The 26081-nt window shown below is 64.2% G+C and carries 24 protein-coding genes and 2 pseudogenes; 16 read left to right on the top strand and 10 right to left on the bottom strand.

Going from position 1 to position 26081, the window contains the following annotated elements; translation table 11 throughout:
- Nucleotides 1-17 precede the first annotated feature (17 nt).
- The 13 genes and pseudogenes from FR728_RS19795 to FR728_RS14925 form a co-directional block, all read left to right on the top strand.
- Nucleotides 18-450: pseudogene (locus FR728_RS19795) on the top strand (flagellin); the annotation flags it as partial.
- Nucleotides 451-1508: 1058 nt separating this feature from the next.
- Nucleotides 1509-1946, top strand: coding sequence for a flagellin (locus tag FR728_RS19790; protein WP_208998857.1), 438 nt, complete (start codon nucleotides 1509-1511; stop codon nucleotides 1944-1946).
- Between the two features lie 375 nt (nucleotides 1947-2321).
- Nucleotides 2322-2751, top strand: a pseudogene (locus FR728_RS19630) (flagellin); the annotation flags it as partial.
- Between the two features lie 563 nt (nucleotides 2752-3314).
- A complete protein-coding gene (locus tag FR728_RS19750) occupies nucleotides 3315-4256 on the top strand; it encodes a flagellin (protein WP_341872939.1) in 942 nt (313 codons plus the stop codon).
- 66 nt (nucleotides 4257-4322) lie between these two features.
- Nucleotides 4323-6026, top strand: a complete 1704-nt coding sequence (fliD, locus tag FR728_RS14965) for a flagellar filament capping protein FliD (protein ID WP_149893537.1) — start codon at nucleotides 4323-4325, stop codon at nucleotides 6024-6026.
- Nucleotides 6027-6028: 2 nt separating this feature from the next.
- Nucleotides 6029-6472, top strand: a complete 444-nt coding sequence (locus FR728_RS14960) for a flagellar export chaperone FliS (RefSeq protein ID WP_149893536.1) — start codon at nucleotides 6029-6031, stop codon at nucleotides 6470-6472.
- Between the two features lie 60 nt (nucleotides 6473-6532).
- Nucleotides 6533-6787, top strand: a complete 255-nt coding sequence (locus tag FR728_RS14955; protein WP_149893535.1) for a hypothetical protein — start codon at nucleotides 6533-6535, stop codon at nucleotides 6785-6787.
- Between the two features lie 622 nt (nucleotides 6788-7409).
- Nucleotides 7410-8081, top strand: coding sequence for a flagellar hook assembly protein FlgD (locus tag FR728_RS14950; RefSeq protein WP_149893534.1), 672 nt, complete (start codon nucleotides 7410-7412; stop codon nucleotides 8079-8081).
- Between the two features lie 12 nt (nucleotides 8082-8093).
- A complete protein-coding gene (locus tag FR728_RS19720) occupies nucleotides 8094-9701 on the top strand; it encodes a flagellar hook protein FlgE (RefSeq protein ID WP_149893533.1) in 1608 nt (535 codons plus the stop codon).
- Nucleotides 9701-9967 carry a hypothetical protein gene (locus tag FR728_RS14940; protein WP_149893532.1) on the top strand — a complete coding sequence of 89 codons (267 nt, stop codon included), beginning with the start codon at nucleotides 9701-9703 and terminating at the stop codon, nucleotides 9965-9967. Before FR728_RS19720 ends, FR728_RS14940 begins: the two co-directional genes overlap by 1 nt.
- A 29-nt stretch (nucleotides 9968-9996) precedes the next feature.
- On the top strand, nucleotides 9997-10458 hold the full coding sequence (locus FR728_RS14935; RefSeq protein ID WP_149893530.1) for a hypothetical protein: 462 nt from the start codon (nucleotides 9997-9999) through the stop codon (nucleotides 10456-10458).
- A gap of 31 nt (nucleotides 10459-10489) precedes the next feature.
- Nucleotides 10490-11878, top strand: a complete 1389-nt coding sequence (gene flgK, locus FR728_RS14930) for a flagellar hook-associated protein FlgK (RefSeq protein ID WP_149893529.1) — start codon at nucleotides 10490-10492, stop codon at nucleotides 11876-11878.
- 20 nt (nucleotides 11879-11898) lie between these two features.
- On the top strand, nucleotides 11899-12795 hold the full coding sequence (locus FR728_RS14925; protein ID WP_149893528.1) for a flagellin: 897 nt from the start codon (nucleotides 11899-11901) through the stop codon (nucleotides 12793-12795).
- A gap of 55 nt (nucleotides 12796-12850) precedes the next feature.
- Here the strand turns inward: FR728_RS14925 and FR728_RS14920 are convergent, their stop codons facing one another.
- The 3 genes from FR728_RS14920 to panC form a co-directional block, all read right to left on the bottom strand.
- Nucleotides 12851-14335 carry a methyl-accepting chemotaxis protein gene (locus FR728_RS14920; protein WP_149893527.1) on the bottom strand — a complete coding sequence of 495 codons (1485 nt, stop codon included), beginning with the start codon at nucleotides 14333-14335 and terminating at the stop codon, nucleotides 12851-12853.
- 133 nt (nucleotides 14336-14468) lie between these two features.
- Nucleotides 14469-15296, bottom strand: coding sequence for a 3-methyl-2-oxobutanoate hydroxymethyltransferase (gene panB, locus FR728_RS14915; protein WP_149893526.1), 828 nt, complete (start codon nucleotides 15294-15296; stop codon nucleotides 14469-14471).
- Nucleotides 15297-15359: 63 nt separating this feature from the next.
- Nucleotides 15360-16226 carry a pantoate--beta-alanine ligase gene (panC, locus tag FR728_RS14910; protein WP_149893525.1) on the bottom strand — a complete coding sequence of 289 codons (867 nt, stop codon included), beginning with the start codon at nucleotides 16224-16226 and terminating at the stop codon, nucleotides 15360-15362.
- 355 nt (nucleotides 16227-16581) lie between these two features.
- Here panC and FR728_RS14905 point away from each other — a divergent pair, with 355 nt between their 5' ends.
- The 3 genes from FR728_RS14905 to FR728_RS14895 are packed head-to-tail and all read left to right on the top strand — an operon-like array spanning nucleotide 16582 to nucleotide 20011.
- Nucleotides 16582-17724, top strand: a complete 1143-nt coding sequence (locus tag FR728_RS14905) for a TIGR03364 family FAD-dependent oxidoreductase (RefSeq protein WP_149893524.1) — start codon at nucleotides 16582-16584, stop codon at nucleotides 17722-17724.
- Nucleotides 17721-18503, top strand: a complete 783-nt coding sequence (gene phnX, locus FR728_RS14900) for a phosphonoacetaldehyde hydrolase (protein ID WP_149893522.1) — start codon at nucleotides 17721-17723, stop codon at nucleotides 18501-18503. Before FR728_RS14905 ends, phnX begins: the two co-directional genes overlap by 4 nt.
- Entirely contained in the window at nucleotides 18500-20011 is a 1512-nt protein-coding gene (locus FR728_RS14895; protein WP_149893521.1) for a sulfatase-like hydrolase/transferase, read from the top strand. The genes phnX and FR728_RS14895 overlap by 4 nt, the downstream gene beginning before the upstream one ends.
- A 51-nt stretch (nucleotides 20012-20062) precedes the next feature.
- On the opposite strand, the gene FR728_RS14890 is transcribed toward FR728_RS14895, so the two are convergent.
- From FR728_RS14890 to FR728_RS14860, 7 genes are read right to left on the bottom strand one after another with little or no spacing between them, the layout of a single operon-like run.
- Nucleotides 20063-20662 (bottom strand): ATP-binding protein, encoded by a 600-nt coding sequence (locus tag FR728_RS14890; RefSeq protein ID WP_188318922.1) that lies wholly within the window; start codon nucleotides 20660-20662, stop codon nucleotides 20063-20065.
- Nucleotides 20655-21893, bottom strand: a complete 1239-nt coding sequence (locus tag FR728_RS14885; protein WP_149893519.1) for a PP2C family protein-serine/threonine phosphatase — start codon at nucleotides 21891-21893, stop codon at nucleotides 20655-20657. The genes FR728_RS14890 and FR728_RS14885 overlap by 8 nt, the downstream gene beginning before the upstream one ends.
- A gap of 6 nt (nucleotides 21894-21899) precedes the next feature.
- Nucleotides 21900-22220, bottom strand: coding sequence for an STAS domain-containing protein (locus tag FR728_RS14880; protein WP_149893518.1), 321 nt, complete (start codon nucleotides 22218-22220; stop codon nucleotides 21900-21902).
- A 9-nt stretch (nucleotides 22221-22229) separates the two neighbouring features.
- Complete coding sequence (locus tag FR728_RS14875; RefSeq protein ID WP_149893517.1) at nucleotides 22230-23459, bottom strand: methyl-accepting chemotaxis protein; 1230 nt, start codon at nucleotides 23457-23459, stop codon at nucleotides 22230-22232.
- 21 nt (nucleotides 23460-23480) lie between these two features.
- Entirely contained in the window at nucleotides 23481-24545 is a 1065-nt protein-coding gene (locus tag FR728_RS14870) for a protein-glutamate methylesterase/protein-glutamine glutaminase (RefSeq protein WP_149893516.1), read from the bottom strand.
- Nucleotides 24546-24557: 12 nt separating this feature from the next.
- On the bottom strand, nucleotides 24558-25181 hold the full coding sequence (locus FR728_RS14865) for a hypothetical protein (protein WP_208998845.1): 624 nt from the start codon (nucleotides 25179-25181) through the stop codon (nucleotides 24558-24560).
- Nucleotides 25175-26035: a CheR family methyltransferase gene (locus FR728_RS14860; protein WP_149893515.1), complete on the bottom strand. Its 861-nt coding sequence runs from the start codon at nucleotides 26033-26035 to the stop codon at nucleotides 25175-25177. The genes FR728_RS14865 and FR728_RS14860 overlap by 7 nt, the downstream gene beginning before the upstream one ends.
- Nucleotides 26036-26081: the final 46 nt, after the last annotated feature.

Raw genomic sequence — 26081 nt, 5'->3', positions numbered from 1 at the left:
AGTTACTGGAGTGGATAATGCCTGTTATCTCGACGAACACCGCAGCGAACACGGCCGTTCGCTACCTGAACATGAACTCCGCCGACCAGTCCGCGTCGCTCGCCAAGCTGGCCTCGGGTTCGCGTATCACCACTGCGTCCGATGATGCGGCAGGTCTGGCCATTGCCACCAAGCTGTCCTCCGACGTGACTGCCCTGGAGCAGGCCGCGACCAACGCCTCCCACGGTATCTCCATTCTGCAGACCGCTGACGCGGGTGCATCCAACACCGCCGACATCCTCGAGCGCATGAAGACCCTGGCGTCCCAGGCGGCTTCCGGCACCGTGACCGACACCGAGCGCACCTACATCCAGGCTGAATTCGAAGAGCTGATGGAGGAAATCGACGATATCTCCACGGCAACCCGTTACAACGGCCAGTCCCTGCTCGACGGCACCTCCGACTTCTCCGACGACACGGTGAAAACCGCAGCGGAAGTGACCACCAGCATCACCGGCGCCGCCAAGACCACCGAAGGCGGATCCGGCACCGCTGCCGTGCTGTCCACCTCGCTGAACGCGGCCATCACCGTCGATGCAAGCTCGACCTTCACCTTCGACGTGAACGGTGAAACCGTCAGCCTGACCGCCGACGGCTCCGGCAACATCGCCCTGCAGGACGTGGTCGACGGCATCAACGCCGTGAGCGCCGACTCCGGCGTGACCGCAGCCCTCAACGCCGGCAAGCTGGAACTGACCAGCACTGCAACCGGTGCTGCTGCTGCCATCACCATCGACAACGCTGGCGGCACCACCTCCACCGTTGCAGCTGACATCACCCTGCTCGGCATCACCGACACCGGCTCCGACGACACCGAAACCGTTAACGGCTCCGACACGCTGTTCACCCTCGCTGCCAGCGAGACCGTCTCCTTCGACGTCAACGGCACCAAGGTGGAACTGACCGGCGCATCCGGCGGCACCGACTACACTGCGGCCTCTCTGGCAACCGACATCCAGGCTGCCCTGACCGCTGCCGGCGTCACCGACGTGACCGTGGCAACCGGCACCAACGGCGGCCTGGAGTTCACCTCCTCTGCCAAGGGCGCAGCTGCTACCATCACCATCGACAACTTCACCGGCAACATCGACGGTTCGTCCGATGCCTTCGTCGTCTCCGACCTGGGCCTGACCGAGACCGCCGCTGGCGAAGTGACTGCGGCCGGTGAAAGCGATGCCTTCACCCTGACCGCCGGTCAGGTCGTTTCCTTCGACGTCAACGACGTCAAGGTCTCGTTCGGCAGCGCCGACAGCACCGCAGCGGCCACCTTCTCGGCTGCTGACGTTGCCTCCGCCATCACGACGGCTCTGGCCGACGCGGGCAAGTACGATCTTAAGGCTTCCGTGGACGCAACCACCGGCGAAGTGAGCATCGCGTCTCGCGCCACCGGCGAAAAGGCCACCGTCACGATCGACAACTTCACCGGCACGACCGATGGTTCCACCGCCTTCAGCGCGACGACCCTCGGCATGACCGCCACCACCGACACGGGCACCGAAACCGCCGCAACCACCACCGGTGCAGACGTTGTCGTGGGCTCCGACTACACCGACACGATCACCCTGACGATCCAGTCCCTGACCACCTCGGCTCTGGGCATCGACAAGCTGAACGTTGCGACCCAGGCTGGTGCAGAAGAAGCTCTTGCCGTGCTCGACAGCGCGATCAACACCGTGTCCCAGGCTCGCGCCGAAATGGGTGCCACCGTGTCCCGCCTCGAGTATCGCTCGACCCAGCTGGAATCCAGCATCGAGAACCTGGAAGCCGCCAAGTCCGCCATCTCGGACGTGGACATCGCTTCCGAACAGGCTTCTCTCTCCGCATCTGCCGTGAAGGTGCAGGCCGCAGTGGCCGCTGCTTCCCAGGCAAACCAGATGCCGCAGAACCTGCTGAAGCTGCTGAACTAAGCTGACTGACCCGGGCTGCGGACACGCGTTCGCAGCCCGGCCCTCAAAATAAATTTCGGCCCCTCTCTGGAGTTCAGTTCCTCTCCCATCCATCTCGCACCCGGACAAGGGCAGTCCGTGCGGCAGGAATTGCCGGGAGAATGACAGTGATCGAACGGAAGATGGCCAAGGTGATCGGCAGGAACTGCCGCCTCACCGAAAATGCGGAAAGTTACTTAATCCTTACCTTAACAAGTAGTTAACAAGGGTTAACGGCTCCCCATTTTTATTAACGCCTGAAACCGGCACCTGCCCCCGTTGTATCGCCGAGCAAGAAAGCTGGCGCGTCGATCGCGCGCTTCTCGAGCATGGCCCCTATCGATACTGGAGTGGACAATGCCTGTTATTTCGACGAACACCGCAGCGAACACGGCCGTTCGCTACCTGAACATGAACTCCGCCGAGCAGTCGGACTCCCTCGCCAAGCTGGCTTCGGGTTCGCGCATCACCACCGCATCCGATGATGCGGCGGGCCTCGCCATTGCCACCAAGCTGTCCTCCGACGTGACCGCCCTGGAGCAGGCCGCGACCAACGCCTCTCACGGTATCTCCATTCTGCAGACCGCCGATGCCGGCGCCTCGAACGTTTCGGACATCCTGGAACGCATGAAGACCCTGGCGTCCCAGGCGGCTTCCGGCACCGTGACCGATACCGAGCGTGCCTACATCCAGGCTGAATTCGAACAGCTGATGGAGGAAATCGACGATATCTCGACCTCCACCCGCTACAACGGCCAGTCCCTGCTCGATGGCACCTCCGACTTCGCGGACGACACAATCCTGACCGCAGCCGAAGTCTCCACCAGCATTTCCGGCGCGGCAAAGACCGTTGAAGGCTCCTCCGGCGCTTCTGCCGCCGTGCTGACCACCTCGCTCAACGCGGCGATTACCGTCGATGCGAGCTCGACGTTTGCTTTCGACGTGAACGGCGAAACCATTACCCTCACCGCCGATGGCTCGGGCAACATTGCCCTGCAGGATGTGGTTGACGGCATCAACGCCAAGACCGCCGACTCCGGCGTGTCTGCTGCCATCAACGCAGGCGGCAACCTGGAGCTGACCAGCACCGCGACCGGCGCTGCAGCTGCAATCACGATCGACAATGCCGGCGGCACCACCTCCACCGTTGCATCCGACATCACCCTGCTCGGCATCACCGATACCGGTTCCGATGACACCGAAACCGTCAACGGCTCCGACACGCTCTTCACCCTGGCAGCCAGTGCGACCATCTCCTTCGACGTCAACGGCACCACTGTCAGCCTGACAGGCCCGACCGGCGGCAAGGACTACACCGCAGCCAACCTGCTGACCGACCTTCAGACCGCCATGACCGACGCCGGCGTCACCGACGTGACCGTGGCCCTCGGCAGCAACGGTGGCCTGGAATTCACCTCCACGGCGACGGGCACTTCTGCCTCCGTCACCATCGACAACTTCACCGGCAACATCGACGGCACGTCCGACGCCTTCGTCGCGTCCGATCTGGGCCTCGTCGAAACCGCCGCTGGCGAAGTGACCGCGACCGGTGAAAGCGATGCCTTCACCCTGACCGCCGGCCAGGTCGTGTCCTTCGACGTCAACGACGTCAAGGTGACCCTGGGCAGCGCCGACAGCACGGCAGCGACGACCTTCTCGGCCTCCGACATTGCAACGGCGATCAACACCGCCCTGCTGGAAGCCGGCAACTACGATCTGAGCGCGAAGGTGGATACCGCCACGGGCGAAGTGAACATCACCTCGCGCGACCTTGGCGCCAAGGCCGAAGTGACGATCGACAACTTCACCGGCACGACCGATGGCACCGCCGCATTCACTGCGACGACCCTCGGCATGACCACCACCACCGACACGGGCACGGAAACGGCGGTCAACACCTCCGGCTCCAAGACCGTCGTCGGCTCCAACTACACCGACACGATCACCCTGACGATCGCCTCGCTGACCACCGGGTCTCTGGGTATCGACGAGCTGAACGTGTCGACCCAGGATGGTGCAGGCGAAGCCCTGGCTGTTCTGGACATGGCCATCGACAAGGTCTCCAACGTGCGTGCCGAAATGGGCGCCACCGTGTCGCGGCTCGAATACCGTTCCACCCAGCTGGAAACCAGCATCGAGAACCTGGAAGCGTCCGAGTCCGCCATTGCGGACGTGGACATCGCCTCCGAGCAGGCTCGCCTTTCCGCCGCAAGCGTGAAGGTGCAGGCTGCCGTGGCCGCCGCTTCCCAGGCCAACAAGATGCCGGAAAACCTGCTGAAACTGCTGCAGTAATCTGACACCGGATCCGGGCCGCACACAGGTGCGGTCCGGTCCCTCATCTGAAGGCAAGGCTCTGCGATGGCGACCACGGATAGCACCACGTCCACGACGACGGCGAGCAGCAGCTACACCTACTCCTCCTATTCCTCTTCGTCCTCCTCGTCGTCGACCGATCTCGACTGGAGCGCGCTTGTCGAAGCAGCCGTCGCCCAGAAGACCACCAAGGCCGACACGATCGACACCAAGATCGAGCAGAACGAAGCCAAGATTGCCGCCTATCAGGAGATGCAGACGCTCCTCCAGGCGATTGCCAGTGCCGCCGGCAGCATCCGCGGCACGGAAAACAGTCTGACCGCCAACGACGACGCCTTTTCCCTGCGCGAGGCCTATCTGACCGGTTACGGCGACGTGAACGCGGAATCCGCCGTGGTCGTCACCGTGGACGCGGATGCGGAGCTCACCAGCTACGATCTGGAGATCAAGCAGCTGGCGACCGCCCAGAAGGTGGCGGGCTCCACCTATGCGGACAAGACGACCGACCTCGGGCTGACCGGCACCTTCACCATCGGGCTGGAGGACATGGAGCAGGTCACCGTCGAGGTCGATGACGACATGACGCTTGCGGAGATCGCCGAGGCGATCAACCTGACCACCGACGAGAGCGGCGTCAGCGCCTCGGTTCTGGAGGTGGCGAATGGCGACTTCCGCCTGATCCTGAGCGCCTCTCAAACAGGGCAGCAGATCCAGATCACGGACACCTCAGGCAGCGGGCTGGGCCAGAGCCTCGGCCTGACCGATGTGGACGGGAACTGGGTCAATGAGCTGCAGGAAGCCAAGAATTCCATCGTCACCATTGACGGCATCGAGATCACCCGCTCGACCAACACGCTGGACGACGTGATCGAGGGCGTGACCTTCACGCTCTATCAGGAGACCGAGAACGACGCGACGATCAACGTCGAGATCTCCAACGACCTGACGAGCATCAAGTCCGCCATCACCAACCTGGTGGAAGCCTACAACGCCTATCGCGAATGGGCGCTGACCCAGGCGGAGACCGCCACGGCCGGCGGCGCGTCGAGCGACGCGATCCTCTTCGGCGACGCCACCCTGCGCTCGGTCAACACCGCCGTGGCCGAAGCCCTGTCGACGGTGATCGACAAGGAGTCCATGGCGATGCTCGGCCTGAGCTACGACGAGAGCAACTATCTGGAGCTGGACGAAGACACGCTCAACTCGGCCCTGCTGCAGAACCTGGACGAAGTGGAGAAGCTGATCAGCTTCACCATGACCAAGGATTCCAAGGACATCGCCCTGCTGTCACGCAATGCCAGCATGCCGGCCTCCCTGTCCCTCGACATCGAGGTGGACGCAGACGGGGCCGTGAGCCGCATTCTCGTGGACGGCAAGGAGGGCATGTTCGAGGTCAGCGGCTCCCGTATCAAGGGAGTGGAAGGGACCGAATACGAAGGGATCACCTTCGTCTTCACCGGCGACACCAGTCAGACCGTCAACATGACCTTCTCTTCGGGCATCCTGGAGAAGCTCTATTCGGCGGTGAACAAGTATTCCGATGCGAGTGACAGCATTCTCACCAATCTCGTCACCAGCCTGACCGAGACCAACGAGGATCTGGAGGAAGAAGCCAGCGACATCCGCTCCAAGGCCGAGACCTACCGCAGCAACCTCACCCTTCTCTACGCAGAGTATCAGGCGCAGATCGACGCCGCCCAATCCAGTCTCGACTATCTCGAGGCTCTCCTGAATGCCGGAGACGACTAATCATGAGTTATGCGTTGAACCAGGCGATTTCCGCCTATCGTCAAGCCACGACCACCGTTCCGCCGACGGCCGCCGTGACCCTGCTTCTGGATGAAGTGCTGAACGCCATCGCGCTGGCCGCCAAGCACACCCGGAACAAGGAATTCGAGGAAGCCTTCCTGCGCACCAACCGCGCGATGGGCATTCTCCAGGGCCTGCGTCAGAACCTCGACATGGATGCGGGCGGGGAAGTCGCCAAGCAGATGCTGGCCATGTATTCCGCCAACATCCGCGCCCTTTCGGCCGTGACCGGCAAGAAGGACGCCACCGAGCGCTATGCCAAGCTGGCGAGCGGCCTGATTGTATACCGTAATGCATGGGCCGAAATGACGACCCTGAGCCAGCGATCCGAGGAGGCTTTGCTCAACGACATCTACGGCATCGGTAATATTTCCGATATTGGCTGACCAGTAGACAGGAAATATTCAGACATGTACCCTTACCGCACCTTCCGTTGGGGGATTCGCATGTCTGCTTCCGATCGGGCAATGACACTTGAGGATTTTTCCGACGCCCTGGATGATCTGGGGCCGGATCTTTCCGCATGGTCGCCCAACGAGAGGAAGCGCGCCGAAACCCTGCTCCAGGGCGACCCGGAAGCGCAATTCCTTCACTCAGAAGCAGAGCGCCTGCAGATGATCCTGACGCTTGCTCCACGCCCCCGCGCACCGCGCGGGCTCGTGGATCGCATCTGTGCGTCCGCCCGAAGCGCCAAGCCCTGATCTTGCCGCTTCGGGCGCCTGCGCCCCGCCCTGCTTCCCTTTTTCCGCTTATCCCCGATAAAGATCTCGCAGGCAGCCCGGGCACCCGACGCTCGTGCTGACCTCAGCGCGCAGCGAGCTGCCTCCACCCGGATCTCCGACGCCTCCCTCAGGCTCCCGCGAAGCGCGCACCCTTCCCCCCCCCCCGAGCAAGCCTGTCCTCATGTGAGGGGACCGAGCGCGTCCCGATACGCTGTCGGCACCACCTCCATTTCCCGTGCGGCGCCGCCTCCACTTCCCATGGGGCATCGCGACCGCATCCTGACGACGCCCGCACAGCATGCGGGGCGTCTCTTACCCCCGGGCAGGCCCGATTTTCCTGCCCGGTTTTTTTTGCCTAGGTCTTTGTGTGCGAAGTGTTTCCAGAGCTGAAAACCGGCTGCTTTCCGCGCTTTCCGCAGACGCAATTTGCAACACTTCCCGGCAAGAAGTAACAGGCATGTTTTGCCTAGTTTTTCTTATATTTTTGACCGCCTGATTAGCGGAACTCACCCGTTTGTCTTTACAGGACGGAGTAGTCAACGTGCCGCACGGCGCATCCTGACAAGCTCCACATCCCTCGTAAAGCCGAAAAGGTGTTGTCGTGACCATCTCTACTGTCAATTCAGCAGCAACTACGACAACGTCTTCGTCGACGTCTTCGACGCAACAAGCAAGCCTTGGCATCAGCAGCTCTGACTTCCTGTCCCTGATGGTCGAACAGCTGATGAACCAGAATCCGCTGGATCCGACGGATACGGATTCCTACCTCGACAAGCTGGTCAGCTACGCGAGCTACGACACTCAGGTTTCCATCAGCGAAGACCTGCAGAACGTGGTCGACAACATCACCACGACGCTGGCCGCGAACGGCATCGGCTACGTGGGCATGACCGTCGAGGCCAAGGGCAGCACCAACACCCTCGAAGATGGCGCCGCCAGCTGGAACTACACCCTGAACAGCAACGCCGAGAGCGTGAAGATCAAGGTGCTCAACGAGTCCGGCGTCGTCGTCTACAGCGAGACCGGCTCCACCAGCGCGGGTGCCCATTCCTTCACCTGGGACGGCGTGACCTCCAGCGGCGAGCAGATGGCCGACGGCGGCACCTACACCATCCAGATCGATGCCACCGACAGCGACGGCGACGACGTCGACGGCTTCACGACCGTGATCGGCGTGGTGACCGGCGTCGACTACTCCGGCGGCGAGGCCGTCCTGAACATCGGCGACGCGGAAGTCGCCATCGACAACATCCTCAGCGTTCACACTTCATAAGGTTCTTCAGTCATGAGCTTGATGGGCGCCATTAACTCGGCCATTTCCTCCCTCCATGCCAACAGCCAGGCACTGGCCAACGTTTCGGACAACCTCGCGAACTCCAATACGACCGCCTACAAGACCACGGGCACCAGCTTCTCCAGCCTTGTTGCCGGCTCCGCGAACAGCTCCAGCGGCGGCGTGATCTCGACCAGCAAGGCCAACGTGACCGAGCAGGGTCTTCTGACCGCCACCAGCAGCGCGACCGACCTGGCAATCGAAGGCGACGGCTTCTTCGTCGTGACCGACGGCACCAATGCCTATTACACCCGGAACGGCGAGTTCGAGGTGGACGAGGACGGCTACCTGACGAACGGCGACTATTTCCTGATGGGCTGGGCAACGGATGATGCCGGCAACATCAAGGGCGGCACGACCGAGGATTCGCTGGCAACGATCGACATCGACTCGATCCAGAGCTCGGTGGATGCAACGACCCACGTGGACATGCAGGCCAATCTGCCGGCAAACGCGGTTGCCACCTCCACCACCAACACTGCCGCGGAGATCGCGACCGGCCTGAGCACGGACATTGCCGCAACCAGCGGCGACACCCTGTCCTTCGACATAAACGGCACCACGATCACCGCGACCGCCAGCGCGTCGAACACGATCACCGTGGCCGACCTGGTTGCCGCCATCAACGGGTCCAGCGCCACCACTGGCGTCTCTGCCTCGACCAACACGGATGGCGAGCTGGTTCTCTCCTCCACCGCGACCGGTTCTGCGGCGACCTTCACCGTCGACAACGTGACCGGCTCGGGCTCGCTCGCTGCGGCCGATCTGAGCACGCTGGGCATTTCCGGCACCGGCACGGCGACGGGGACGACCACCGTGACCCCGGGCGACTCCTACGAGACCACCGTCGAAGTCTATGACAGCCTCGGCACCTCGGCGACGGTCACCGTGACCTGGACCAAGACCGCCGAAAACGCCTGGGAAATGTCCTTCTCCGACGCGGTGAATGACGCGGGCAAGGTCATCGGTACGGTGTCCACCGGCACGATCCAAGTGGCGTTCAACGAGAACGGCACGCTGGCCTCGACCACCCCGGCCAATCCGGCGATTCAGATCACCGGCTGGACCACGGGCGCCGCCGACAGCGACATCGACTTCGGCCTGGGCACGGCTGGTAGCGATGACGGCCTGACCCAGTATTCCTCCGACGAGGACGACCTGCAGATCGAGATCCAGTCCATCACCCAGGACGGTCTGGCCTACGGCAATCTCTCCTCGATCGAGATCAGCGACGACGGCTCCGTCACCGCCTTCTTCGACAATGGCGAGGAGCGTGTGATCTACAAGATCGCGGTCGCGACCTTCGCCAATTCCAACGGCCTGACGGAAAAGAGCGATGGCATCTACGCCCGCTCCTCCAGCTCCGGCAACAGCACGCTGCACGTGGCCGGCATGGGCGGCGCAGGCACCATCAACGGCGGCTATCTGGAAGCCAGCACCGTGGACACCTCCAAGGAGTTCTCCTCGATGCTCTCCGCCCAGCAGGCCTATTCCGCCTCGTCCCAGATCATGTCCACCGCCAGCGACATGTTCGACAAGCTGCTTGATGCGGTCCGCTGATGAGTGACGAGAACCGTCTGCCCCAGCACATGGCGACCCTGCGCCGGCTGACCTCCGAGATGCACCGTCTCGAGGCATCGGCGGACGAGCCGACCAAGAAGCTCCGGATGCTGCTGCTCAAGCGGGATTTCGAGGACCTTCTGAAGGAGATGCGCGCGGCGCAGGAAGAGGTGGCCGTCACGATCGCCCGTTCTTCCGCGTCGGCGCGCGTCGCCAGCGCCTATGTGACCCAGGCCGCCTTCCTGGCGCGCAACCAACGTTCCTGAACCCGTCCGGAAGACCCGTGGAGACAGCCATGAAAGTGAACCTGACCCCCGAGATGATCGCCCAGCTGGACGGTTCGGTGATGCGCATGATCGGCGTCGCGACCGAGCTGACGGCGGTGGCCGAGGAAGAGAACCGGCGGATCGAGGCCGGCGGCAAGGCCGAGATCGAGGACCTTCTGCTGCGCAAGCGCGAGCTGGTCGGTGAATACGAGAAGTGGATCAAGGCCATGGCGCAGCAGCAGCAGGTGCTGATGCATGCCAACCCGACCCTGTTCAGCGAGCTTCTCGACTGCAATCGCACCCTGTCCAAGGCGCTGGCCGAGAACAAGGAAGTGCTGAAGAAGGCGATGACCGTGAACAAGCGTCGCGTCGAGGTGATCATGCAGGCCATCCGCGCCGAAAGCGCGGCTCCGACGGCCTATGCCAAGAATGGCCGCTTCACCGCCCACTCGATCTATTCCACGTCGCTGCGCCCGGCGCGCGAAATCTGACGCCTGCCCCTGAGGCCCGGACCCCCCGCACATGACGACGCTCAACACCTCTGCCGCGATTGCCAGCTCCTCGCTGTCTGCCATCCAGGTGCAGCTGAGCGTTGCTTCTGCCAACATCGCCAATGCGGACACGGAAGGCTATACCGCCAAGAAGGCGTCGGCTTCTTCCACCAGCACGGCAGGTGTCGGCACCGGGGTCGAGGTCGCGGCGATCGTCTCCAAGGTCAGCACCCTGCTGATTTCGCAGCTGTCCTCCGCAACGTCGGAGACGGCGGCCGCGGAAAAGCTGGCGAACTATCTCGACCAGCTGCAGACCGCCATGGGCAAGACCACAAGCGACGACGAGACCGGCACGTCGCTCGGCAACAAGATCGCCCAGGTGGAGACCGCCCTCGCGGCTCTGGTCAACACGCCGGAATCCACGTCGCTGGCCAGTGAGGTGGTCACGCAGCTGGAAGAGCTGACCTCGGCGATCACGTCCCTGTCGGGAACCGTGCAGGATCTGCGGGAGAACGCGGATTCCGAGATCGCGGATGCCGTCGATGCGGCCAACCAGCTGATCACCAAGATCGACGGCCTGAACACGGAGATCATCTCCGCCAAGGCCCGGGGCGCGAGCACCGCCGATCTGGAGGACCAGCGCAACCAGGCGCTGGTGCAGCTGTCGGAATTCATCGAGGTCCAGAGCTATTCCGGCTCCGACGGCTCGATGAAGGTCTACGCGACCTCGGGCCAGGTTCTGGTGGGCAACAGCGCCCATCTTCTGTCGTTCAAGGAAGCCAGCTCCGTCACCGCCAATGATGTGCGCGACGGCACGAGCGGCCTGTCCGCCGTGACCATTGACGGCGTGGACATCACCGACCGCCTGTCCGCCGGCTCCATCGCGGCGCTGATCGACCTGCGCGACGACACGCTGCCGGGCGTGCAGGACATGCTGGACGAACTCAGCGGGAACCTGATCTCCGCCTTCAACGCCGTGCAGCCGGGTCTGCTGACCGGAACGGACGCGACGAACATCGGCGTGAGCGCGACGTTCCGGGACAACCCGGGCTCGCTCCTGACCGACAGCACGGGCACCCTGTCGATCTCTCAGATGGCGGAGAGCTTCCTGTCCGCCGCCCAGGGCGACCGGACCTTCGATGCGGCCGGCACCCTTTCGACCCGCACCACGGACTTTGCCAGCTACGCGACGGAGATCCTGTCCAGCGTGGTAAGTGATGCGACCGCTGCCACCTCCCGTCTGGAAGTCACCCGGACGGAACTGACCACCGTCACCTCCACCATCACCTCCCTCTACGGGGTGAACGTGGACGAGGAGACGGCCACCCTCTCGTCGCTCGAACAGCTCTACTCGATGGCCTCGCAGATCCTTGCGATCATCCAGGACATGTTCGACGACCTGATGGCCGCAGTCCAGTAAGTGTCCGGGAGCTCCACGTCATGGTAATGCGCGTCTCGACCTTCGGCCAGACCTCGACCGTTCTGGCAAATGCCCTCAACACCCAGGCCAAGCTGGCGCAAAAGCAGCTGCAGCAGTCGAGCGGCCTGCTGGCGACCGACTATGCCGGGCTTGGCACCTCCGCCGGGGCTGTGGTCGACATGGAAGTCTCCGTGGCCCGCGCCAAGGCGACCATCAGCGCGGCGGAGACGATCCTGACCCGCGTCGAGGAACAGCACGCGGTTCTGGGCTCCATGTCCGACATCCTGACCGAGATGCGCACGGAGATTTCCTCCGTGCTGTCATCGGTGGATACGGATGCGCTGCAAATGGCGGCCAAGGAGATGCTGGAGGAGTTTACCGCGCTCCTGAACTCCCAGTATCAGGGCCGGTATCTGTTTGCGGGCAGCGACACGAGTGTGCAGCCGGTCGACACCTCGGCGCTTGCGGTGACGGATCTCGCCACGCCGGACACGAGCTACTATCTCGGCGACGGGGTGCTGCAGACGGCCTATCTGTCCGAAGACAGGACGCTGACCTACGGGGTGACGGCGGACAACACCGCCTTCGAGGAAGCCCTGCGCGCCCTCTCCTACATGGTCACCGCCGATCCGCTGGACACGGCCGACCTGGAAGCGCTCAACGACCTGATCGTCTCGGCGCAGGACGGTGTCATCGCGCTGCAGAGCTCGATGGGCTACAAGGCGGCGAGCCTTGAAAGCCTGATCGAGGCGCAGAGCGAATATGTCGCTGCGGTGGAAGGTCTGGTGACCGATCTGACTTCGGTCGACGTGGCGCAGGTGGCCGTGGATGCGGCCAACTACAAGACGCAGCTCGAGGCGAGCTATTCCGCCCTCGGCACCCTGACCTCCCTCTCCCTGCTCGACTACCTGCGCTAGGCGACCGTCTCGCGAGGCGGCGCAGACACCGCGGGCCTGCGGGTACCGCGGGCGTTCAGCTCTGGCGGAAGAGCCGCGCGACCTCGCGGATGCCGCTGGTGGCCTTGTCGACCTTCCGGGTCGCATCCGACACCTGGTTGATGCTGGACGAAATGGCCATCACCCCTTCGGACGCGAAATGCATGTTCTCCGAGATCTCGCGGGTGACGGAGGACTGTTCGCCCATCGCCGAGGAGATGCTGGTCGAGATCTCGCTGATGTCGCGAATGACCTCCATGATCTCGTTGATCGCCTCATCGGCCTGGGTGGAGGAATTCTGCACCGAGGAGATCTGCTGGGAAATGCGCTCCGTGGCGCGGGCCGTCTGGGAGGCGAGGTTCTTGACCTCGGAGGCCACGACCGCGAACCCCTTTCCGGCCTCGCCGGCGCGCGCGGCCTCGATGGTCGCGTTGAGGGCGAGAAGATTGGTCTGATCGGCGATGCTCTCGATGAGCTCGATCACTTCCCCGATCTGCTGGGCGTCCTCCGCGAGGCCATCCATGATCTTCATGGTGCGCTCGGCGGAGGTCACGGCCTTGGCGGCAATCGCCATGGCCTGGCCGACCTGACGGGTGATTTCCTCCACGGAGGCGACCATTTCCTCGGCGGCTGCGGCCACCGTCTGGACAGATGTGGAGGCGCGGCCGGAGGCTTCCGCCACATTGGCGGCCTGGGCGCTGGCGTCGGAAAGGGAGTGGGCGACGTCGTCGAGATCGGTTTCGATCTGCAGGCCGGCGGCATCCAGGCGCTGACGGCGGAGGATGCGATCGGTGATGTCGGAGGCGAATTTCACCACCTTGAAGGGCTTGCCATTCGCGTCAAGGATCGGGTTGTAGCTCGCCTGGATCCAGATGTCGCGACCGCCCTTGCCGACCCGGTGGAAGATGCCCGAGTGATATTCACCGCGACGCAGCTTGTCCCAGAATTCCTTGTACTCGCGGCTGTCCGCCTCGCCCTGCTTCAGGAAGATCGCATGCTTGCGCCCGACGACCTCCTCGCGGGCATATCCCATGGCAGACAGGAAATTCTGGTTGGCGTCGAGAATGGTCGCATCGAGACCAAAGGCAATCACGGCCTGTGACCGCTCCAGAGCGGCCAGCATGCCCTCGCGTTCCATGGTGCGGCGCTTCTCGGCGGTGATGTCGGTGGCAACCTTGACGACCCGGTCCACCTTGCCGCCGCGTCCGAGCACCGGGGTGTAGGTCGCCTGAAGCCAGATCTCCTCGCCGGATTTGCGCAGACGCGGAATCTCGCCGGAAATGGACTCACCTGCCTTCAGCCGGTCCCAGAAGCGGCGGTATTCGGCCGTGTTGCGGATCTCCTCCGGCACGAAGATGGCATGGTGACGCCCCTTGATGTCGGCAAGCGAGTAGCCGACGGCCTTGAGGAAGTTCTCGTTCGCATCAACGATAGTGCCATCTGGCAGGAATTCGATGAGTGCCTGCGAGCGCAGGATTGCCTGATAGATCGCTTTCCTAGCGCCGTTGAAGAAAGGTGCCATCGTCGCGTGAACCCTCGTTCGGAATCGTCTCCGAGAAATAGCGTTCAAGCGTTTACATTCGGTATCCCGGACCCTCGGAAAGACGGCCCGGAATCCCCTTACGTAGTTTGCCCGAAAAGGGCCCGCTCAGCGGTCAGGCCTTCGGCGTCTTGACCTGATAGACCTGCGCCTCACCAGGGAAGGCGCGGGTGCGGACGTCTTCGGCGTAGGAGCGGACCGCATTCTCGATCGCATCGCCGAGACCGCCATAGACCTTGACGAATTTCGGCGGTGTCGGGTTGAGGCCGAGCATGTCTTCCAGGACAAGGATCTGGCCGTCGCATTCGGCGGAGGCGCCGATGCCGATGGTCGGAATGGAGATGGCCTTGGTGATGCGGGCGGCCAGCGGCTCGACCATGCCTTCCAGAACCACGGCGAAGGCGCCCGCCTCGGCAACGGCCCGGGCATCCTGTTCATGGCGATCCCAGCTCGCCTCATCCCGGCCCTGGGTCTTGAACCCGCCCATCACGTGGGTGGACTGGGGGGTCAGGCCGATGTGGGCCATCACGGGAATGCCGCGCTCGGTGAGAAAGCGGATGGTCTCGGCCATGCGTTCGCCGCCTTCCAGCTTCACCGCGCCGCACTGGGTTTCCTTCATGATCTGCGCCGCATTGCGGAAGGCGACCGAGGGGCTTTCCTCATAGGTGCCAAACGGCATGTCGACCACGACAAGGGCGCGCTGGGTGCCCCGGACCACGGCCTTGCCATGCATGATCATCAGTTCGAGGCTGACGCCAACGGTGGATTCCATGCCGTGCATGACCATGCCGAGGCTGTCACCGACCAGAATGAAATCCGCATAGCGGTCAACGATGGCTGCCGTATGGGCGTGATAGGAGGTGAGGGAGACGATCGGCTCGCCGCCCTTGCGTTGCGCGATCTGCGGAACGGTGATGCGACGGATGGCTTTTTGCGTGCTCATGGATCTGTCCTCTTCAGGATTATATATCCGGGCGGGGCCGCGAGGGCCTGACGCCCGTGAAGGTCAGCGGCTGGCGGACCCGGGCTCGACGACGCGCTGATCGATCAGGAGTACCTGGCCGAACCGCACCGCCAGCAGGATCACGATGGCCTGGCGCAGGGGACCGGTGGCCGGTTGGAGGCTGCGGGCATCCAGCAGGTCGACGGTCTCGACCTTGCCCAGCGCACAGCCCGACAAGATGGCGCGGACCGTGGCCTCCAGAGCCTCGACGGTGACGCCAGGTTCGCGCCGCGCCTGCTCCTCGGCCGCGTCAAGCGCCGCGTTCAGCACCGGGGCGGCTGCCCGCTCTGCGGGGGTCAGGCGCACGTTGCGCGAGGACATGGCAAGACCGTCGGTCTCGCGCACGGTGGGGTGACCGACGATCTCGATGGGGAAATCGAGATCCCGCACCATCTGACGGATCAGGGCAAGCTGCTGGAAGTCCTTCTCACCGAAGACGGCGACATCGGGCTGAACGATGTGGAACAGCTTGGTGACAACGGTGGAAACGCCGCGGAAATGTCCGGGGCGCAGGGCCCCCTGCAGGATGCCGGAAAGCTCGGGCACCTCCACGAAGGTGCCGCCCGCATGGCCGTACATCTCGTCTGCATCCGGGGTGAAGACAAGCGCCACGCCTTCCTTCTCCAGAAGCTCGAGATCCCGTTCGAGGGCGCGCGGATAGGTGGACAGGTCTTCGTTGGGTCCGAACTGGGTGGGATTGACGAAGATGGAGACCGCCACCCGGTCGCACCTCAGGGCCGCTTCGCGCACGAGCGACAGGTGCCCCTCGTGGAGAAAGCCCATGGTGGGCACGAAGGCCAGCGTCTCACCCTGACGCCGCCACTCCCGGACCGCATTGCGCGTGTCCGCCCTGGTCGTGCAAACGAGCATTTTCCTGACCCTGTTTCTTTCGGCCCGGCATTGCGGACCCTGTTTCCGGGGCCCGGGGGCCCCATGATTTTGCGCCTACTTACGGCAAGGCGACAGCAGGGTCCAGTGGGCGCGGCTCAACACTTCGGCGGGTTTGCCCCTCGCGCCGGGTAGCAATCGAACGCCCGGCCACGGCGACCCACGCCCGCAGGACGGCGCGCGAGGCATCCCGGCAGGCATTTCATATCCTCAAGCTATGAAAGCTGCTTGTTTCATAGAAATGAAATAAGCACGATCCAGTCTCGGTCGCGCGCCCGACTTGTCCTCGCGCGGGCCGCCCTTTCCGCCGGTTTCTCCGGCCCTCAGGAGTTTCTGCATGTCTCGAGCAAGCTACGATCTCGCCGTCGTGGGCGCGGGTATCGTGGGTCTGGCCCATGCGCTCGCTGCCGCGCGGCTGGGCAAGAAGGTCATCGTCATCGACCGGGACGCGGCCGCCAATGGCGCTTCGATCCGCAACTTCGGCTTCGTGACCGTGACAGGTCAGCAGTCCGGGGATTGCTGGCAGAAGGCCTGGCGCTCGCGGCAGGTCTGGGAAGAGGTCGCCGGCCCGGCGGGCATCCGCGTGCTGCATCAGGGTCTCACCATGACCGCGCGCCACCCGGAATCCGAAGCGGTAATCGATGCGTTTCTCAAGACCGAGATGGGGGCGGCCTGCCGCCGCCTGACGCCGACCGAAGCCCTGGAGCACGCGCCGCGCCTGCGCGCTGACCAGATCACCGCGGCCCTCTATTCTCCCCACGAGGTGCGGGTGGAATCCCGCGAGGCGCTGCCGCGGCTGGCCGCCTGGCTGGAAGCCGCTCATGGGGTGACGTTCCAGTGGCAAACCAGCGTGCAGGCCGTGGAAACGCCCCGTGTCGCGACCTCGCGCGGCGACATTCACGCCGAGGCGGTGGTGGTCTGTCCCGGAGACGACGCCGTCTCGCTGATGGCGGATCGCATCGCCCCCTATGGCGCCACGCGCTGCAAGCTGCAGATGCTGCGCGTGACCCCGGAGAAGCCCATGACCCTGGGCTCGGCGGTCATGTCCGATCTCGGACTTGCCCGCTATCTCGGCTATGCCGAGCTTCCCGAGGCGGAACCGCTGAAGGCCCTGCTTGACCGGGAACAGGCCGCCGAGCGCGCCAATGGCATCCATCTCATCGTCGTTCAGTCGGACGACGGGTCTCTCGTGGTCGGCGACAGCCACCACTATGGCCCCACGCCCGACCCCTTCGGCTCGCGGGAGGTCGACGATCTCATCCTGGCCGAAATGGACCGGGTTCTGGACCTCGGCCCCTACAGCGTCAGCGAACGCTGGATCGGCACCTATGCCAGCGCCCCGGACCGGTGGCGCTTCACCGATGCGCCGGACCCGGCCACCCGCATCGTGGTGGTCACCGCAGGCTGCGGCGCTTCCACGGCCTTTGCCATCGGCGAGGAAACCATCGCCGAGCTCTATCAGAAGGATCTGCCCCAATGACCACTTTCAAGGCTGTCGTCTTCGACTGGGCCGGAACCATGATCGACTTCGGGTCCTTCGCCCCGATGGGCGTTTTCGTGAAGGCCTTCGAACGGTTTGGCATCACAGCGACCATCGCCCAGGCCCGTGCCCCCATGGGGGCGCCGAAGTGGAACCACATCCGGGCCATGATGGACGATCCGGACATCGCGGCCCAGTGGACCGCCCGCTACGGCGCAGCACCCACCGATGCGGACGTGGACAAGGTCTATGAGATCTTCGTTCCCATGAACGAGGAGGTCGTCGCCGATTTCGCCGAGCTGGTGCCGGGAGCCGCCGAGCTGGTGACCTGGCTGCGTGCCCGCGGCATGAAGATCGGATCCACCACGGGCTACACCCGCTCGATCATGGAGCGCGTTCTGCCGGTGGCCGCCGCCCAAGGCTACGAGCCGGACAATCTGATCTGTGCCGACGACCTGAGCGAGGGGCGTCCCGGCCCCCTCGGCATGTACCAGTGTTTCGTGGATCTCGGGGTCTATCCGCCCGCTGCCGTGCTGAAGGTGGATGACACGGCGCCCGGCATCGCCGAAGGTGTGGCTGCAGGGTGCCCGACCGTGGGCGTCGCCCTTTCGGGCAACACCGTGGGCAAGACCCCGGCGGAGCTTGCGGCCCTGTCGGCAGAGGAAATCGACGTGCTGCGCCAGAAGGCAACAGCCGAGCTGAAGGCGGCCGGCGCCGATTTCGTGATCGACACCGTGGCCGACCTGCCCGCCCTGATCGAAAAACTGGAGGCGCGATGAGCCGTCGCCCGAATATCCTCTTCATCACCGCCGACCAGTGGCGGGGAGACTGCCTGAGCAGCGCCGGCCACCCGCAGGTGCGCACGCCGAACACGGATGCGCTCGCCCGCAGCGGCAGCCGGTTTGCCCGCCATCATGCGGCAACCGCCCCCTGCTCTCCGGCGCGCGCCTCGCTCTATACCGGTCTCTACCAGATGAACCACCGGGTGCTGTGGAACGGGTCGCCGCTCGATGACCGGTTCGACAACATTGGGCGGGCCGCACGCCGGGCAGGCTATCTGCCCACTCTCTTCGGTTACACCGACACCTCTCCGGACCCGCGCTGCCACCATCCGGCCGATCCGGTCCTCACCACCTATGAGGGGATCCTGCCGGGGTTCGTCGCCGGGCAACTCCTGCTCGAGGATGACAAGACCTGGCTGAGCTGGTTGCGCAAGCGCGGCTTCAGGTCAGAACAGCTCGCGCGCATCCATCACGTGGCGCCGGAAGAGGGCGAGCGGATCTCGCGCAACCCGACGGTCTATGGCGCCGACGAGACGCCAACGGCCTTCCTGACGGACGCGTTCCTGTCCTGGCTCGGCGAGCAGGAAACCGGCACACCGTGGTTTGCCCATGTCTCGTTCCTGCGCCCCCATCCGCCGATCTGCGTGCCGGAACCCTACAACCGCATGTATGACGCCGAGGAGGGCCCGGCCTTTGCCGGACCGCCCACGCCGGATCAGGAGGCCCTGGCCCATCCGCTTCAGGCGGCCCTGCTCTCGACCATGGGCCTGAAGTCTCACATCCCGGGTGCCGAGGGCCTGGTGCGGGATCTGGACCGGCGGGACATAGCGCGGCTGCGAGCGCTCTATTACGGCATGATTTCGGAAGTGGACGACCAGATCGGACGCCTGATGGCAGGTCTGGACGCGTCGGGAATGGCCGGGGACACGCTCGTGATCCTCACCTCCGACCATGCGGAAATGATGGGCGACCACTTCATGCTCGGCAAGGGCGGCTATCTGGAGCAGAGCTACCACGTTCCCCTCATCATCCGGGGACCGGGGATGGCCGAGGGCCAGGTGATCGACCGGTTCACCTCGGCCGTGGACCTGTTCCCGACGCTTGTCGACCTACTGGACGTTTCGCCCCTGCATCAACCGGACGGACGCAGTCTGCGTCCCTTCCTGAATGGCGACACGCCGTCAGACTGGCGGGATTACGCCCTGTGGGAATTCAGCTTCCGCCACATGGAGGTTGCGAGCGAGGTTCCGGCTGGCGAAGAGCCCGCCCGGGGTAAGAGCCTCATCAGCTTGCGAACGGACGACTGGCAGTACGTCCATTCTCCGGGAACGCCGGACCTGTTCCTGACACCCGGCGCCTCCGGGCGTCCCTCGGTGACCCCTCTGGAGGATGTGCCGCTGCATGTGCGGCTCGAAGCGCTGGAGCGACTGCTGGCCCTGCGCATGTGTCATCAGGACGAAACCCTGTGCCACAGCATGGTGTGGGCCTATCACGCGGATCGATAGGAAGCACGCGGGATACGGGAACCCGGGTCGGCCACGGCTGACCCGGATCCTTCAGATCACCCAGCCGTCGGGCTCGCAACCCGGCTTCCAGGAGATGGCCAGCACCTCGCTGCCGGTGCCGCGATAGGTCAGGGTGTCGAAGGCAATGTCGCGAGCAATGGCGATGCCACGTCCGTGGGGCTTGCGGGAGGCGATATCCCTCTTGGAGTAGCGGGCGAAATCGAAGCCGTCCCCCTGATCCGCCACCAGTACCTCGAAGCGGTTCGGGAGCTCGGTGAAGGTCAGGGTCGCGCGCCGGTCCCGGAAGACCGGCAGGCGCAGTCGCTGGGCGACCTCCGCGTGCAGTCCGTCCCGGCCCAGAAGCACGGTCTTTTCTTCATAGGTGATGCCGAGGTTGCCATGCTCGATGGCATTGGCGAGAAGTTCCCAGAGACCCATCTCGGCGGTTTCCGGCGCGGCAAAGCGATGGGAGAGCACCTCGGCGGCGACAACCGCCTCTTCCATGGTGCGCAGATTCAGGCTGAAGTGATCCGGCGCCGTCGCAAGGCGGGATCGCAGCTCTTCATCGCTCCAGATTCGGGGCGCGGGTACCGCGACCTCCGGAGTCAGCAGCGGGGGAAACACGTTCGGGGAACCCGCGAGATCAGCCACCCGAGGGGTCCCTCCACTGCGCGAAGACCAGGGTGAGATCATCCTCAAGCCCGTCGGGCGCGACTTCGATCAGGTGGCGCACAAGGGTCGCGGTGCGACCCGTCAGGCCTTCGGAAAAGCCGTCGAGGGTCTGCACCAGACGCTCCGGCGTGAAGAGAGGATCTTCCGCGCTGGGAGTTTCGGTCAGCGCATCGGAATAGGCCAACATGCAATCCCCGGGGCCGAAATCAAGCCGGGCCTCCCCGAACTCGGCGCGGCGGGAAATGCCCAGTGGCATGCCGGAAATATCCACGAGGGCATGATGGCCGCTCCGCCCGACGACTGGCTGCGGCGCACCGCCCGAGGCGATGCGAAGAGCCCCTGCGCCAAAGTCGAGATCGCAGCAGAGCACCGTCGCGAAATGGCCGGGAGACAGGACTTCGCAGAGGAAGCTGTTCAAGGCGCTGAGCCACTGCGCCGGATCCATGTCCGGCTCCTGGCTGCTGGTGCGCATGAAGGTGTTGAGGCGGAAGGTATTCAGGGCCGACCGCACGCCGTGGCCGGTGAAGTCGGCGGTCCACAGTCGCAGGCAGTCCGGGCCAATGGGAAACACGTCCCAGATGTCCCCTGCCAGCCCCTGGCAGGGCTCGCTGTGCCATGCGAAACGAACGGGATGGTCCTGCTCCAGCCGCGCAATGGCGGCATCGGAGGGCAGCAGCTCCATCTGCATCGCCTTGGCAGCCTCCAGCTCCTCGCGCATCTGGGTGCGATAGGCCTTGAGACTCTCGATCAGGCGGATACGCTCCAGATGCACGATCAGCCGGCTGTACAGCTCGCGCGCGTTGAGCGGCTTGTTGATCAGATCGGAAGCCCCCGCCTCGAAGACGTCCCCGCGCAGGGCCGGCGTGTCCGCCGAGGTCTGCACAATGATCGGTGTCTCCCGGAAAAGCGGGTTCTGACGCAACTCCCGGCACAGGTCGAAGCCGGTCTTCACGGGCATGAAGAGATCGGTGATGATCACTTCCGGGCGCCAATGCAAGGCGATGGCCACCCCTTCCCCCCCATCGGCCGCAAGACGCACGTTCTCGAACCCGTAATTCACGAGAATGGCGTTGATCGTCTTGCGCGCGAAGCTGCTGTCCTCGACCACCAGGATGCGCGCGTCCCCCAGACGCCGAATGCCGAGGTCGCCCAGCCGCGTGGTCGATCGCGGACCCTGGGGATCACTTGGCGGGGTCAGGGGAGGAATCATGTGCACTTACTCGTCGGCAGGATGCGGGACGACGGTCATGATCTTGTCGAACCGGGAAAGGTCGAGGATCTTCCGTACCTGGCCGCGAACGTTGCGCACCTCGATCTTCCAGCCATGGTTCTCCGAATTGTCCGAGGCGATCACCAGCATGCCGAGACCCGCGGAATCGATGGAGGACAGCTCGCTCAGATCGAAGACGCAATTGCGCACCTGCGCGGCGTTGATCTGCTCGATCAGCTGCCGGAAGGCGCCATTGTCCTGGTATTTCAACTGGCCGCTCAGCCAGGCCGTAAACTGATCGCCGCTCTGTTCTGTCCGCAATTCCATCAGGCTCTCCTAGAACAATTCGATATCGTCGTCATCGTCGGCAGCGCTGCTTGCAGGTGCCTCCGGCCGATCCTCCACGTGGAGGCCAAGCTGGCGGTGGTAGGTATCGCGGAGTTCTCCGAGCTTGAAGACCCCTGCAATTTCCCGGGCGACTGCCGCCTGGAAATCGGGACCAAGTTCGCCGATGGGCGTGCCTTCCAGCGCCGCCGCGTCGCGGGTGATGGTCATCATGCGATCGATGGCATCGTTCACAGCTTCGAGCCGCTGCTTCAGCCGGTCCTGGAACTGCAGCTCCACGATGGAGCTGTTGATCTCCGCTTCTACCTGTCTGCTTGCTTCCGCACTGCGCGCGAGCGCCTGTTCCACTGCCTCTCCCTGAGCCATAAAGCTCCGGGTCATCAGCTTCAGCCGCGAATGCGCGTCGATATTCTCCTCCGAAAGATCGACGGTGGCAATTTCCTTGATGATTTCATATCCACCCTCCAGCCCCTGGGTGACCTGGGTGGTGTGCTCGCGAAGGTCCGTGGAGAGCTCGTTCACCGAGGCCGCCAGAGCCCGTACCTCTTCCGCCACCACCTTGAAGCCGCGCCCTGCCTCTCCGGCCCGGGCCGCCTCGATCTTGGCATTGAGGGCGAGCAGATGGGTCTGCTTGTTGATCCGGTCGATCTCGGCAATGCTCTCCTGCATGCTGTCGAGCACCTTGAACATGTCGTCCAGGGTGTAGGACATCTTGACCCCGCGGGATGACAGGAAAACCACCTTCCGGAAGAAATCCTCCAGCCCGGCCATGAGCTCTTCCGCCAGGGTCTGGGTGCCGATGCGGTCGTTCTCGACCTTCACGAAGAGCACTTCCTCCGAAAGGGACTGGACGACCTGCGTCAGATCGCGGGCAGAGGTCGCCATGTGGCGGAAGCGGGAGGAAAGACTTCCGGCCGTGTCTTCCACATCGCGGGAGGCGTGGTTGATCTCCTCCATCAGGAAATGCAGGGTCTTTTCCTGAACGGCATTGAGTTCGATCAGACGCGAGCGCTCGTCGAGTTCGGCGGCCAGATCAGCGATCGAGGTGTCGACCGCCTCCGCCACGGCCGGATCGGGGTCCGCGATCAGATCGCCGCCGGGCTCGTCTGCGGGCAGGTCCGCCTCACGCTCCGCATCGTCTCCGTCCTCGAAGAGGAACAGGTCCACATCGTCCAGATTTGCTGCTTCGGCCTGACTACTCGTCACCATATCGGCCCCCATGAAGCGACGCTTGCGTCGCGATTATATGCGTACGGCCCGGCTGCCCTTGGCAGCACAGGCTTCGAGAATGGCTTGCGCCACACCGCCGAGCGGCACCTGGCGCTCCACGGCTCCGAGTTCGAAGGCGACGCGCGGCATGCCATAGACCACGCAGGTCGCCTCGTTCTGACCGATGGTGGCACCTCCTGCCTGGCGGATGGCCTTCAGTCCTTCCGCCCCATCGCGGCCCATGCCTGTGAGGATCGCGCCGACGGCGTTGACCCCCACATTGCGTGCGGCCGAGTGGAAGAGAACATCCACCGACGGACAGTGGCCACTAACCGGATCCGTGCCGCCGACCCGGCAGACGTAATTGGCGCCGGATCGCTCCACCGTGAGGTGCTGGTTGCCCGGCGCCAGATAGGCATGGCCCGGCAGCATGCGTTCGCCGCCGCGCGCCTCGGCAATGCGCACGGCGCAGATACTGTCGAGGCGGGAGGCGAATTTCGCCGTGAAGGACGCCGGCATGTGCTGGGTGATGGCGATGGCCGGGGCGTCACCCGGCATCAGGCGCAGCACGTCGGCCAGCGCTTCCACGCCGCCGGTCGAGGCGCCGATGCAAATGATGCATTCCGTCGTCTTGTAGTGGCCGCTGAAACTCGCAGGCCGCGCCACCTCGGCCGCGCGCTCGCGGGAGCGGACGCGGGCACCGGCTGCCGCCTTGATCTTGGCCAGCAGCTCGGCCTGCAGGAGCGGAAAGGAATCGCGCAGCCCGATGGTGGGTTTCGCCACGATATCCACGGCGCCCAGCTCCATGGCGCGCAGAGCGGCTTCGGCGCCCTTCTGGGTCAGGGAGGACACCATGACCACCGGCATGGGCCGCAGGGTCATGATCTTCTCCAGAAAGTTCAGCCCGTCCATGCGCGGCATTTCAACATCCAGGGTCAGCACGTCCGGATTGAGTTCCTTGATCATGGTGCGGGCGAAGAGCGGATCGGAGGCCGAGCCGATCACCTCCACCTCCGGGTCCGCTGACAGCATCTCCGTCAGCATCTGCCGGACCAGGGCGCTGTCATCGACGATCAGGACACGAATGCGACGGGACATGGCGCGATCTCCTCAGAACAGCTCGATGGTGCCGTCGAGCGGCCGGGTTTCGAGGGTGCGGGCGTATTTCTGCTCCTCCCGCAGCACGGCATCCTTCGGGGTGGTGCGAATGTAGTTCTGGCGCACCTGGCCCGTGGCGGGCCGATAGAAGACCCTCCGTCCCTGGTTGCCACCAAAGTCATGGGCCGCAAGGCGCAAGCCTTCCGAGTTCAGGTAGCCGATCAGAAACGCGACGTTCTTGCGGCCGACGCCCGACTGGTGGAAGCCCAGATCGGCGCCACCGAAGGCCTTGATCTCCAGATCCTCGCGGCGGCATCCCGACTTGAGCACCTCGTTGATGAGCGCCTCCATCGCATAGTTACCGTAGCGCATGGCGGCTTCCTCGCCGTTCCAGGTGCCGGTCTCGCTGAAGGGCAGCATGAAGTGGTTCATGCCGCCGAAGCCTGTGCGCGGATCGCGAATGCAGGCGGAGACACAGGAGCCAAGCACGGTCATGAGCACGAGATCCGGCCGCAAGACGGACCGGCTTTCCCCCGGCAGAACGCGCACGCGCCGGGAAATGTCGACCTGCTCCAGCCGGAAGGAGGCCGTGTCATCAGCAGGTCCGGTCAAACCGTCAGGTACCGGCATCAGCATGGCCCCGCCTTCCGGTAGATCGTCTTGCCCATGGGCTCGAACAGGTGTCGCTGCTCCAGAATTGTCTCGGAGTGGCCGATGTAGAGCCAGCCACCGGGCACGAGGGCGTCGTGATAGCGCTCCAGCAGGCGCGCCTTGGTCGGACCGTCGAAATAGATCATCACGTTGCGGCAGAAGATCACGTTGAACTTGCCGCGCATGGGCCAGGGGCCGAGCAGGTTGAGCTGCTTGAAGACGATCATCTCCCGCAGGGCGGGCTTCATCTGGATCTCGCCGGTGCCGCGCACAGGCGTCGTCCAGCGCGTGACCTGTCCCTTGCTGAGCCCGTCCGCATCCTTGAGCATGTAACGGCCGGCCGATCCGCGGGCGACCATATCCGTGTCGAGGTCGCTCGCGAGAATGCGGAAGTCGTGATAGCGCAGGGCCTCGCAATGCTCACCCATGGTCATGGCGATGGAATAGGGTTCCTCGCCGGAGGAGCAGCCCGCCGACCAGATGCGGAAGCGGCTGCGGCCACGGGTCTTTGCCAGATGCGCGCGGGTCGTCTGCGCCAGATGCTCGAAGTGATGTCCCTCCCGGAAGAAACGGGTCAGGTTCGTCGTGATGGCATTGATGAGCTTGCCCAGTTCCGCCGAGCCACCGGGCTTTTCCAGCAGCTCGCAATAGGACTTGAAGGTGCTCAGGCCGAGTTCGCGCAGGCGACGGACAAGGCGGGAATAGACCATGTCCTGCTTGTGGTCGGCCAGCACGATGCCGGTGTTGCGGCGGACCAGATCGGCCAGATAATCGAAATCACTTTTCTCGAACCGGAACTCGCGATCAGTGCGCTGGTTCGTCTCAACGGATGCAAGCATTTGCTTTTACTGACGCTCCTTTAGAGGCAATGGTCCGGGGATGTCC

Origin of the sequence: Roseibium aestuarii, from assembly GCF_008477545.1 — a bacterium.
Classification (GTDB): domain Bacteria; phylum Pseudomonadota; class Alphaproteobacteria; order Rhizobiales; family Stappiaceae; genus Roseibium; species Roseibium aestuarii.
The sequence above is the reverse complement of the archived record's forward strand: the minus strand, read 5'-3'. Positions and strand labels throughout refer to the sequence as shown.

Coding starts and splice junctions, on each gene's coding strand:
- FR728_RS19790 (WP_208998857.1), top strand. CDS start 1,509: ATGACCGCCACCACCGACACGGGCACCGAAACCGCCGCAACCACCACC.
- FR728_RS19750 (WP_341872939.1), top strand. CDS start 3,315: ATGACCGACGCCGGCGTCACCGACGTGACCGTGGCCCTCGGCAGCAAC.
- fliD (WP_149893537.1), top strand. CDS start 4,323: ATGGCGACCACGGATAGCACCACGTCCACGACGACGGCGAGCAGCAGC.
- FR728_RS14960 (WP_149893536.1), top strand. CDS start 6,029: ATGAGTTATGCGTTGAACCAGGCGATTTCCGCCTATCGTCAAGCCACG.
- FR728_RS14955 (WP_149893535.1), top strand. CDS start 6,533: ATGTCTGCTTCCGATCGGGCAATGACACTTGAGGATTTTTCCGACGCC.
- FR728_RS19720 (WP_149893533.1), top strand. CDS start 8,094: ATGAGCTTGATGGGCGCCATTAACTCGGCCATTTCCTCCCTCCATGCC.
- FR728_RS14940 (WP_149893532.1), top strand. CDS start 9,701: ATGAGTGACGAGAACCGTCTGCCCCAGCACATGGCGACCCTGCGCCGG.
- FR728_RS14935 (WP_149893530.1), top strand. CDS start 9,997: ATGAAAGTGAACCTGACCCCCGAGATGATCGCCCAGCTGGACGGTTCG.
- flgK (WP_149893529.1), top strand. CDS start 10,490: ATGACGACGCTCAACACCTCTGCCGCGATTGCCAGCTCCTCGCTGTCT.
- FR728_RS14925 (WP_149893528.1), top strand. CDS start 11,899: ATGGTAATGCGCGTCTCGACCTTCGGCCAGACCTCGACCGTTCTGGCA.
- FR728_RS14920 (WP_149893527.1), bottom strand. CDS start 14,335: ATGGCACCTTTCTTCAACGGCGCTAGGAAAGCGATCTATCAGGCAATC.
- panB (WP_149893526.1), bottom strand. CDS start 15,296: ATGAGCACGCAAAAAGCCATCCGTCGCATCACCGTTCCGCAGATCGCG.
- panC (WP_149893525.1), bottom strand. CDS start 16,226: ATGCTCGTTTGCACGACCAGGGCGGACACGCGCAATGCGGTCCGGGAG.
- FR728_RS14905 (WP_149893524.1), top strand. CDS start 16,582: ATGTCTCGAGCAAGCTACGATCTCGCCGTCGTGGGCGCGGGTATCGTG.
- phnX (WP_149893522.1), top strand. CDS start 17,721: ATGACCACTTTCAAGGCTGTCGTCTTCGACTGGGCCGGAACCATGATC.
- FR728_RS14895 (WP_149893521.1), top strand. CDS start 18,500: ATGAGCCGTCGCCCGAATATCCTCTTCATCACCGCCGACCAGTGGCGG.
- FR728_RS14885 (WP_149893519.1), bottom strand. CDS start 21,893: ATGATTCCTCCCCTGACCCCGCCAAGTGATCCCCAGGGTCCGCGATCG.
- FR728_RS14880 (WP_149893518.1), bottom strand. CDS start 22,220: ATGGAATTGCGGACAGAACAGAGCGGCGATCAGTTTACGGCCTGGCTG.
- FR728_RS14875 (WP_149893517.1), bottom strand. CDS start 23,459: ATGGGGGCCGATATGGTGACGAGTAGTCAGGCCGAAGCAGCAAATCTG.
- FR728_RS14870 (WP_149893516.1), bottom strand. CDS start 24,545: ATGTCCCGTCGCATTCGTGTCCTGATCGTCGATGACAGCGCCCTGGTC.
- FR728_RS14865 (WP_208998845.1), bottom strand. CDS start 25,181: ATGCTGATGCCGGTACCTGACGGTTTGACCGGACCTGCTGATGACACG.
- FR728_RS14860 (WP_149893515.1), bottom strand. CDS start 26,035: ATGCTTGCATCCGTTGAGACGAACCAGCGCACTGATCGCGAGTTCCGG.